At 61.6% G+C, this 9,197-nt stretch carries 7 protein-coding genes; all 7 read left to right on the top strand.

The features are described from left to right. A partial coding sequence (locus tag ACEK02_RS00965) for an alpha-E domain-containing protein (RefSeq protein WP_371419943.1) occupies window positions 1-464 on the top strand: 464 nt, incomplete at its 5' end. Beyond that, entirely contained in the window at window positions 461-1,339 is an 879-nt protein-coding gene (locus ACEK02_RS00960) for a transglutaminase N-terminal domain-containing protein (protein ID WP_371419942.1), read from the top strand. The genes ACEK02_RS00965 and ACEK02_RS00960, both read left to right, overlap by 4 nt. After that, window positions 1,336-2,535, top strand: coding sequence for an NAD(P)/FAD-dependent oxidoreductase (locus ACEK02_RS00955; RefSeq protein WP_371419941.1), 1,200 nt, complete (start codon window positions 1,336-1,338; stop codon window positions 2,533-2,535). The genes ACEK02_RS00960 and ACEK02_RS00955 overlap by 4 nt, the downstream gene beginning before the upstream one ends. A gap of 32 nt (window positions 2,536-2,567) precedes the next feature. Next, on the top strand, window positions 2,568-3,950 hold the full coding sequence (locus tag ACEK02_RS00950) for an ethanolamine ammonia-lyase subunit EutB (RefSeq protein ID WP_371419940.1): 1,383 nt from the start codon (window positions 2,568-2,570) through the stop codon (window positions 3,948-3,950). Window positions 3,951-4,173: 223 nt separating this feature from the next. Then, a complete protein-coding gene (locus ACEK02_RS00945; RefSeq protein WP_371419939.1) occupies window positions 4,174-5,757 on the top strand; it encodes a B12-binding domain-containing radical SAM protein in 1,584 nt (527 codons plus the stop codon). A 38-nt stretch (window positions 5,758-5,795) separates the two neighbouring features. Then, the gene (gene eutC / locus ACEK02_RS00940; protein ID WP_371419938.1) at window positions 5,796-6,563 is read left to right on the top strand and encodes an ethanolamine ammonia-lyase subunit EutC; all 768 of its coding nucleotides are present in this window, start codon (window positions 5,796-5,798) and stop codon (window positions 6,561-6,563) included. A gap of 244 nt (window positions 6,564-6,807) precedes the next feature. Then, the gene (locus tag ACEK02_RS00935) at window positions 6,808-9,147 is read left to right on the top strand and encodes an RND family transporter (protein WP_371419937.1); all 2,340 of its coding nucleotides are present in this window, start codon (window positions 6,808-6,810) and stop codon (window positions 9,145-9,147) included. Window positions 9,148-9,197 lie beyond the last annotated feature (50 nt).

Below are 9,197 nucleotides of genomic sequence, written 5' to 3'. Positions count from 1 at the left end.
AAATGGGGCGCCGCGCCGAACGCGCCATCAACACCACGCGCTTCGCGCGGCAATTCGCGTCCGACGACGCGACGAGTGACGATCTCGATATCCTGCTGACGCTGGTGGATTGCCAGATCACCTATCGTTCGCGCTATCTCGTCGGCCCGCTACTCGCGCCGGTGCGCGATCTCGTGGTGCTCGATCCCTATAATCCGCGCTCGGTGGCGTTCCAGGTCTCGGCTCTGAACGATCACATCGCCAGCCTGCCGGCGCTGAAGGAGAACGGCCTGATGGAACGGCCGCAGCGGCTGGCTGTAGCGCTGCGCTCGTCGCTCGTCACCGGCGAGGCCTCCGAGATCCATACCAAGTCACTCTTTGCGCTGGAGCAGGACCTGCTGACGCTGGCGGATTCCATCGGCCTGCAGTACTTCCCGCACGGCGCCAGCGCATCGCGCCCCGAAAAGCTCACGGGGCTGGCGTGATCTACGAAATCCGCCACGTCACGACCTATAGCTATGAGAGTCCGGTGAGCTATGCGCGCTGCTCGCTGCGGCTGCAGCCCAACAGCAGCGCCGGGCAGCAACTGGTCTCACACAGCGTCGATATCAAGCCGCTGCCTGCCGCCCGCGCCATGCGGACGGATTTCTTCGGCACCCCGACGGAAAGCGTGCTGATAGAAAGCCCGCATCGGGTGCTACGGATCGATAGCCGGTCGCGTGTTTATGTCGAACGTTTTGCACCCGATCGCAGCGATGACAGCCCCGCCTGGGAAAGCGTTCGCGAGGCGTCGTTCGATTCCAATGATCTCAGCGGTGCCTCGCCGATCGGCTATATCTTCGCCAGTCCGCTGGTGCCGATCATCGATGCTGTCACGGATTATGCGGCGGTGAGCTTCTCCGAAGGGCGCGGGATTCTCGCCGGCGCCGTCGACCTGATGCACCGCATCCGCACCGAGTTCAAATACGATCCGAAGGCCACGGTGATTTCGACGCCGTTGCAGGAGGTACTGGATAAGCGTCATGGCGTCTGTCAGGATTTCGCCCACATCATGATTGCAGGCATGCGCGGGCTCGGTTTGCCCGCGGCCTATGTCAGCGGCTATCTGCGCACCATTCCGCCGCCGGGCAAGGAGCGGCTGCAGGGCGCGGATGCGACCCACGCCTGGGTCTCCGTCTGGTGCGGCGAGGAGCTCGGCTGGATCGGCTTTGATCCGACCAACGATATCCTGGTCGAGAACGACCATATCGTGCTGGCGACCGGTCGCGATTTCTCCGACGTGTCGCCGGTCGATGGCGTGATCGTCGGTGCCCGCAAGCAGAAGCTCGCCGTCGCCGTCGATGTGTTGCTGCTGGAATGAGCATCGTCCGTCGCGCGCATAACACCAGTGACGTCATTATCCTTGGCGCCGGTGCGGCCGGCCTGATGTGCGCCGGCGTCGCCGGCCAACGCGGCCGCTCGGTGATGGTGCTGGAGCAGGCGAGGGCGCCGGGCGAAAAGATCCGCATCTCCGGCGGCGGCCGCTGCAATTTCACCAACCTGCATACGGCGCCGGCGAATTTCCTGTCGCAGAATCCGCAATTCTGCAAATCGGCGCTGAAGGGCTTCACTCAGCAGGACTTCATCGCGCTGGTGGAGAAATACCGCATTGCCTATCACGAGAAGACCCGCGGGCAATTGTTCTGCGATGGCTCTTCCCAGCAGATCATCGACATGCTGCTGGACGAAAGTCGCCGCGGCGATGCGCAGATGCGGCTCGGCGTCGGCATTGTCGGCGTGACGAAGAACGAGAACGGTTTTTTCATCGCCACCGATCAGGGCGAGTATCGCAGCCAGTCGCTGGTTGTTGCCACTGGCGGGCCGTCGATCCCGAAAATGGGTGCCAGTGCCTTCGGCTATAAGCTGGCGCAGCAATTCGGGCTGAAGATGGTCGCGCCGCGGGCCGCACTGGTGCCATTGACCTTCGACGTTGCGGCGCTCGCCCAGTTCAAGGACCTCGCTGGCGTCGCTGTCGATGCCGTCGTCAGCGTCGGCAAGGCGAAATTCGACGAGGCACTGCTGTTCACCCATCGTGGTCTCAGCGGCCCGGCGATCCTGCAGATTTCGTCTTACTGGCGCGACGGGCTCGATGTTGTCATCGACATGGCGCCGACGCGCGATGTGCTCGCCACCTTGAAGGACGCACGCCGCGAACGTCCGCGGCAGGAACTGGCGACCGTGCTTGGCGATCTCCTGCCGAAGCGCCTGGCGCAGATGATTGCCGACAAGATCGCCGGCCCGCCACGGCTGGCGGATTTTTCCGACAAGCTTTTGGCGTCGGTGGCGGCGGCGGTGAAAGAATGGCGCGTGCGGCCGAACGGCACCGAGGGCTATCGCACAGCCGAGGTGACGCTTGGCGGTGTGGATACCACTGAACTGTCATCGAAAACATTTGCGGCGACATCGGTGCCGGGGCTGTATTTCATCGGCGAAGTGATCGATGTCACCGGCCATCTCGGCGGCTTCAACTTCCAGTGGGCGTGGTCGTCAGGCGTTGCTGCGGGCCGGCACGTCTAGACAGCCTCCGGCGAATATCGAACAATCCCTCCATGATCTATCGCCATGCCATCGGTGACCATACGCATGTCTTCGCGGATCTGCGCGAACTGATGGCCAAGGCAACTCCGCCGCGCTCCGGCGATCGGTTGGCCGGGATCGCAGCCGAAACCGCGGAGCAGATGATCGCGGCGCGGATGGCGCTGGCCGACGTGCCGCTCAGCCAGTTCCTGCAGGAAATGGTTGTGCCCTATGAGGACGACGAGGTCACCCGGCTGATCGTCGATGGCCATGACGCATCGGCCTTCGCGCCCATTTCGGCTCTGACCGTCGGCGGCTTTCGCGACTGGCTGCTGTCGGATACCGCCACGCCGCAGCTCCTTTTGAACATCGCGCGTGGTATCACCCCGGAGATGGCGGCGGCAGTATCGAAATTGATGCGTAATCAGGATCTGATCCTGGTAGCCAAGAAGTGCGAGGTGATCACGCGCTTCCGTAATACTATCGGTCTGCGCGGTCGAATGAGTGTGCGCCTGCAGCCGAACCACCCGTTCGACGATATCAGGGGCATCACGGCATCCATTCTCGATGGGCTGATGCTGGGCTCGGGCGATGCCTGTATCGGCATCAATCCGGCGAGCGACGATCCTGCTGTGCTGGGCGGGTTGGTGCGGCTGCTCGACGAGGTCATCACCAAGCTGGATATTCCGACCCAGAGTTGCGTACTCACCCATGTCACGACCAGCCTTGATCTTATCAATCAGGGGGCACCGGTCGATCTGGTGTTTCAGTCGATCGCCGGGACAGAAGCCGCCAATAGAAGCTTCGGCATCGATCTGGCGATCTTGAGGGAAGCCCAGGTCGCTGGCCTCTCCCTGAAGCGCGGCACGCTCGGCCAGAACGTCATGTATTTCGAGACCGGGCAGGGCTCGGCATTGTCAGCCAACGCCCATCACGGCGTCGATCAGCAGACGCTGGAAGCGCGGGCCTATGCGGTGGCCCGGGCATTCGATCCGCTGCTGGTCAACAGCGTGGTCGGCTTCATCGGGCCGGAATATCTCTATGACGGCAAGGAAATCATCCGCGCCGGTCTGGAGGACCATTTCTGCGGCAAGCTGCTCGGCCTGCCGCTTGGGGTGGACGTCTGTTACACCAACCATGCCGAAGCCGATCAGGACGACATGGACAATCTGCTGACGCTGCTGGCTGCGGCCGGTGTGACCTTCGTGATGGGCGTCCCCGGCGCCGACGACGTGATGCTGAATTATCAGTCGACGTCATTTCACGACGCGCTCTATATCCGCGACCTCTTTGGACTCAAACGCGCACCGGAATTCGACGAGTGGCTGCAACGGGTCGGGCTCTCCGGAGCGGACCTTCGCATCCGCGACCGGGAAGGCCTGCTGCCCGATCTGGCCGCGCGCCTGATCGCATGACGTCAATAAGCCGTCATGCAGCATAGCGCTTTGCGCACTTGCGCGGAGCTGGTCACGACCTTGTCACCGCCTGCCACAATCTTGAAGAAATTCTGGCCCAGATTCGGACGTCGTGATTAGATCGCTCAAAGTATTCGGCAGGAGTGGAACGGTTTTATCTTGGCGACGTTATTGAAGGTTCAGCGCTTATGGGGACCGCTGATGCATTCACAGAGGAATTTTGATGAGAGCTGAGGGCAGGCAGACGGTCCGGCGTATCCTGTGCGTCTTTCCGCGATACACGTCTTCATTTGGCACGTTTGAATATTCATATCCTCTGACCGATGGCGTTCAGGCCTTCATGCCTCCCCAGGGCCTGCTGCTGATCGCGGCCTATATGCCCGAGAACTGGGAAGTCCGTTTTATCGACGAGAACATTCGCGCCGCCACGCCCAATGATTTCCTGTGGGCCGAAGCGGTGCTGGTGTCAGGCATGCACATCCAGCGTACGCAGATGAACGACATCTGCTATCGCGCGCATTCCTACGATCTTCCGGTGGCGATCGGCGGACCCTCGGTATCCTCCTGTCCGGACTACTACCCGGCTTTCGACTATCTCCATATCGGCGAACTCGGTGATGCCACCGATCAACTGATCGATATCCTGGAAAAGGATACGTCGCGGCCGGACCAGCAGGTCGTGTTGAAGACCACTGATCGCCTGGATATGACCAGGTTTCCGATTCCGGCCTATGAACTGGCTGATATTCCGCGCTACTTCCTCGGCAGCATCCAGTATTCTTCGGGCTGTCCGTATCAGTGCGAGTTCTGCGATATTCCCGGTCTCTACGGGCGCAATCCGCGCCTGAAGTCGCCGGAGCAGATCATCGCCGAACTCGACAAGTTGCTCGAATGCGGCATCATGGGCTCGGTCTATTTCGTCGACGACAATTTCATCGGAAATCGCAAGGCGGCGCTCGATTTGCTGCCTCATCTCGTCGAGTGGCAGAAGAGGACCGGCTATGTGCTGCGCCTGTCCTGCGAGGCGACGCTGAACATCGCCAAGCGGCCGGAAATCCTTGCGCTGATGCGCGATGCCTGGTTCGGCACGATCTTCTGCGGCATCGAGACGCCCGATCCCGTCGCCCTCAAGGCGATGAAGAAGGATCACAACATGATGGTCCCCATCATGGAGGCGATCGAGACGCTGAACAGCTTTGGCATGGAAGTCGTGTCCGGCATCATCCTCGGCCTCGATACCGACAAGCCCGAGACGGGCCAGCATCTGCTCGAATTCGTGGAAACGTCACAGATTCCGCTTCTGACCATCAATCTGCTTCAGGCACTGCCGCAGACGCCGCTCTGGGACCGGCTGAAGAAGGAAGGGCGCCTGAACGAGGACGAGGGCCGCGATTCCAACGTCGACTTCCTGTTGCCGTATGAGGACGTGGTGAAGAGCTGGCGCCGCGCCATGGGCAGCGCCTACGTGCCCGAGAAGCTGCTCGAGCGTTTTGAATATCAGATCCGCCACACGTACCCGAACCGGATCAAGCCGCCGATCGGCGCCATGCTGACCTGGAAGAGCATTCGGCTCGGTCTGGTCATGCTGCGCAACATCTTCTGGAAAGTCGGTGTGCTCGGCGATTACAAGCGTGCCTTCTGGAAATTCGCGTTTCGGCGACTGGCGCGGGGCGAGATCGAATATCTGATCAGCGGGATCATGGTGGCGCACCACCTGATCAATTTCGCACGCGATGCGTCCGGTGGTCAGACGAACGCGTCCTATTATTCGCTGAAGCTGCAGGACGCTGCCGTTCCGGCCGAATAGGCGATAGGCTGGGCGTCATGACCGAAATGAGAAATGACATGACGCCGCCTTCGCCGCGACGCTCCCTCGCGGAGTTGCGGGCGCTGACCCCGGCGCGTGTCGGGCTCGGGCGGACCGGAGCCAGCCTGACCACGCAAGCGTTGCTAGACTTCACTTTGGATCATGCCCGCGCGCGTGACGCGGTCCATGCACCCTTCGAGGCCGAAGCCATCATGGCTGTACTGGCTGGGCAGGGGATGAGCGCGCTGGTGGTGACGAGTCAGGTCGCAGATCGTGCCGACTACCTCAAACGTCCTGATCTCGGCCGTAAACTCTCCGGCGAAGCGCGGGAACTGCTCGTTCGGCTTAACAGCGCGGCGTGCGATCTGGTGATCGTGGTTGCCGATGGATTGTCGCCGGCAGCCGTGAATGCCCATGCGCTTGGCCTGCTGGATAGGCTATTGCCGAAACTGGGCGGATACGATCTGGGCGCCGTTGTGGTTGCCGAAGGTGCGCGCGTTGCGCTCGGCGACGAGATCGGTGCGCTGCTGAAGGCGCGAATGACCATCGTGCTGATCGGCGAACGCCCGGGTCTGTCGGCGCCGCAGAGTTTGGGCGCCTATTTGACTTTCGCGCCGCAGCCGGGCCTGACCGATGCTGCGCGCAATTGCGTCTCGAACATCCAGTCCGCCGGCCTGTCCTTCGAGGAGGCTGCAGCCAAGATAGCGTGGCTTGCCCGTGAAGGGCTGAGTCGCGGCGTAACCGGTGTGGCTCTGAAGGACGAAAGCGGTCTGCAACTGGCAGCGCCTCTCGCTACGCCAGTCTGAGACAACAACCTCTGCGCTCTATTTTGTGACCTGAAACGCAACCTGTGCGCGGTCGCCGCCTTGCGATGTGTCATACAGACCTGCTACATCTGCGTGCGGCAAATTTACCGCATGTTTTCAAGGGCTAGCGCTGTTCGGTCTCGACGATTCCGGCCTTACTACTGCCCGCGACGCTTGCTAGGCAGACGCCGCAGACGACAGGACTGGACAGGGTATGCACGATACGGTTCCCCAAGACTCGGACATGAATAAATTGCGAAAGGGACCGATCAGCATCGCCTTCGGGCTCGAGCGCATCGGTCTGATCGCAGTGAAGGCGCCGCTGCTGTCCTGCGTGATCCTGCTCGCGCTGGTGATCGGCGCGATCTTCGGCATTCAGCGCATCAAGATCGACGATTCGCTCAGCCAGCTGTTCCGGTCCAACAGCAAGGAATACAAGCAATATGAGGAAGTGACCAAGCGCTTCCCGTCCACCGAGTTCGACGTGCTCGTGGTGCTCGAAGGCAAGACGCTGCTTGCGCGCGACAATCTTGAAAAGATGCGTGAGCTCGTGACCGACCTGCAACTGGTCGATGGCGTGCGCGGGCTGATCTCGATTTTCTCGGCGCGTCAGACGCCGGCCCCCGGCAAGTTGCCGGCGGCGCTGTTTCCCAACGACCTTCCTGAAGGCGCCGACTACGACAAGTTCATCGAGACGGTGAAGCAGAACGAGCTGATCCGCGGCAAGCTTTTGTCAGATGACGGCACGCTGGCGCTGGTGGTGCTGTCGCTGGATCCGGCCGTGGTCAGCAACAGCAAGCTCGGCACCGTCGTTGCCGATATCCGCAAGACCATGAATGAGGACCTCGCCAATAGCGGCCTGACCAAGGAATTGTCGGGCGTGCCGGTAATGCAGCTCGAAATCCGCAACGCGGTGGAGCGCGACGGCCTGATCTATAACATCGCCGGCATTCTCGCCGGCTGCGTCATTGCGATCATCTTCTTCCGCAAGATCTCATTCATGATCATCGCGGCGTTTCCGCCGCTGCTGGCGATCCTGTTGTCGCTCGGTGCGCTCGGCTGGGCCGGCTTCAGCCTCAATATGTTCCTCAATGTGATGACGCCGCTGATCATGGTGATCAGCTTTGCCGACTCGATGCAGCTCACTTTCGCGGCGCGTGACCGGTTGATTGCGGGCGAGGACAAGTATTCTGCGTTTACGAATGCGGTTCGTGTCGTGGGCCCAGCTTGCGTCCTCACCCATGGCACCGCCGGCATTTCGTTCCTCGCGTTGCAGTTCTCCGACTCGGATCTGATTCGCGCCTTCGGCGAGGCCGGTCTCACGGCCACCATCATTGCGCTGGTTGCGGTGCTGTCGCTGGTGCCGGTATTCGGCGTACTGCTGGTGCGCAACGAGAAGATCTTCGCCGCCAAGTTCCAGACCGCCGATGCCGGTGTGCAGGCGCTGCGCGCCTTCTGTTACTGGATCGCGGTGCGTATGGTCGGCCGTCCTGGCTTGTTCAGCCTGATCTCGTTGATCGTCGTTGGCAGTCTGGGTGTGGTCTATGCCAATCTCGAACCGCGCTATCGCCTGGCCGATCAGGTGCCGGACAAGGAGCAGGCGGTCGCTGCCAGCGGGCGCCTCGACGCCAAGCTGACCGGTGCCAATCCGATCGACGTGCTGATCGAATTCCCCAAGGGCGCGGATCTGTATTCGCCGGACACGCTCCAGACCATCGCTGAAGTCCATTCCATGGTCGAGAAGCAGGCTGGCGTCGGCAATGTCTGGTCGCTGGAGACGCTGCGGCGATGGCTGGCCGAGAAAGCCGGCTCGACCGATGTCGCGACGCTGAAGGAATATGTCAGCGTGATCCCGGAGCATCTGGTGCGCCGCTTCATCTCGGCAGACCAGACGGCAGTCGTCGTGTCGGGACGCGTGCCTGACAGCGATTCGAGCAAGATCCTGCCGGTGGTCGACAAGCTCGACAATGCGCTGAATGCCGTTCGCACGAAGCACCCCGGCTATGAGATCGCAGTGACCGGCCTCTCGGCCATCGCGGCGCGTAACAGCGCTGGCATGATCGAGAAGCTCAATCACGGCCTGACCATCGAATTCGGATTGGTCGCCGTCTTCATCGGCCTCGCATTCCGCTCATGGGTGGTGATGCTGGCCTGTATCCTGCCGGGCATCTTTCCGGTGGTGCTGGCCGGCTTCGTGTTGTGGCTGCTCGGGGAGGGGCTGCAATTCGCCAGTGTGGTGGCACTGACAGTGTCCTTCGGTCTCGGCCTGAGCGCCACGATCCACTTTCTCAACCGCTTGCGTCTGGAAGACACGCCGGGCACCGATCCCGCGATCGCCGTCGAGCGTGCGACTGTGCTGGTTGGCCCTGCGCTGATCCTCACCACGGTCGTGCTGGCTTGCGGTCTCGTTGTGACGGTGTTCTCGGACCTGCCGTCACTTCGCCTGTTCGGCTGGCTCAGCGCCTTCTCGATGGTGGCGGCACTGGTGGCCGACCTGTTCATCCTGCGCCCGACCGCGATGTGGCTGATCAATCTGCAGCAGCGCCTCACGGGAAGTTCGGTTCTGGCGAAGCAGGCAAAATAGAGCACATTCTATTTGCAAAAGAAAAAGCCCCCGGATCCGGGGGCTTTTTT

It is taken from the genome of Tardiphaga sp. (assembly GCF_041424195.1).
GTDB lineage: Bacteria > Pseudomonadota > Alphaproteobacteria > Rhizobiales > Xanthobacteraceae > Tardiphaga.
The sequence above is the reverse complement of the archived record's forward strand: the minus strand, read 5'-3'. Positions and strand labels throughout refer to the sequence as shown.

What these genes read in the sequence shown, in the direction of transcription:
- ACEK02_RS00955 (WP_371419941.1), top strand. Translation starts at nt 1,336, where the DNA reads ATGAGCATCGTCCGTCGCGCGCATAACACCAGTGACGTCATTATCCTT.
- ACEK02_RS00950 (WP_371419940.1), top strand. Translation starts at nt 2,568, where the DNA reads ATGATCTATCGCCATGCCATCGGTGACCATACGCATGTCTTCGCGGAT.
- ACEK02_RS00945 (WP_371419939.1), top strand. Translation starts at nt 4,174, where the DNA reads ATGAGAGCTGAGGGCAGGCAGACGGTCCGGCGTATCCTGTGCGTCTTT.
- eutC (WP_371419938.1), top strand. Translation starts at nt 5,796, where the DNA reads ATGACGCCGCCTTCGCCGCGACGCTCCCTCGCGGAGTTGCGGGCGCTG.
- ACEK02_RS00935 (WP_371419937.1), top strand. Translation starts at nt 6,808, where the DNA reads ATGAATAAATTGCGAAAGGGACCGATCAGCATCGCCTTCGGGCTCGAG.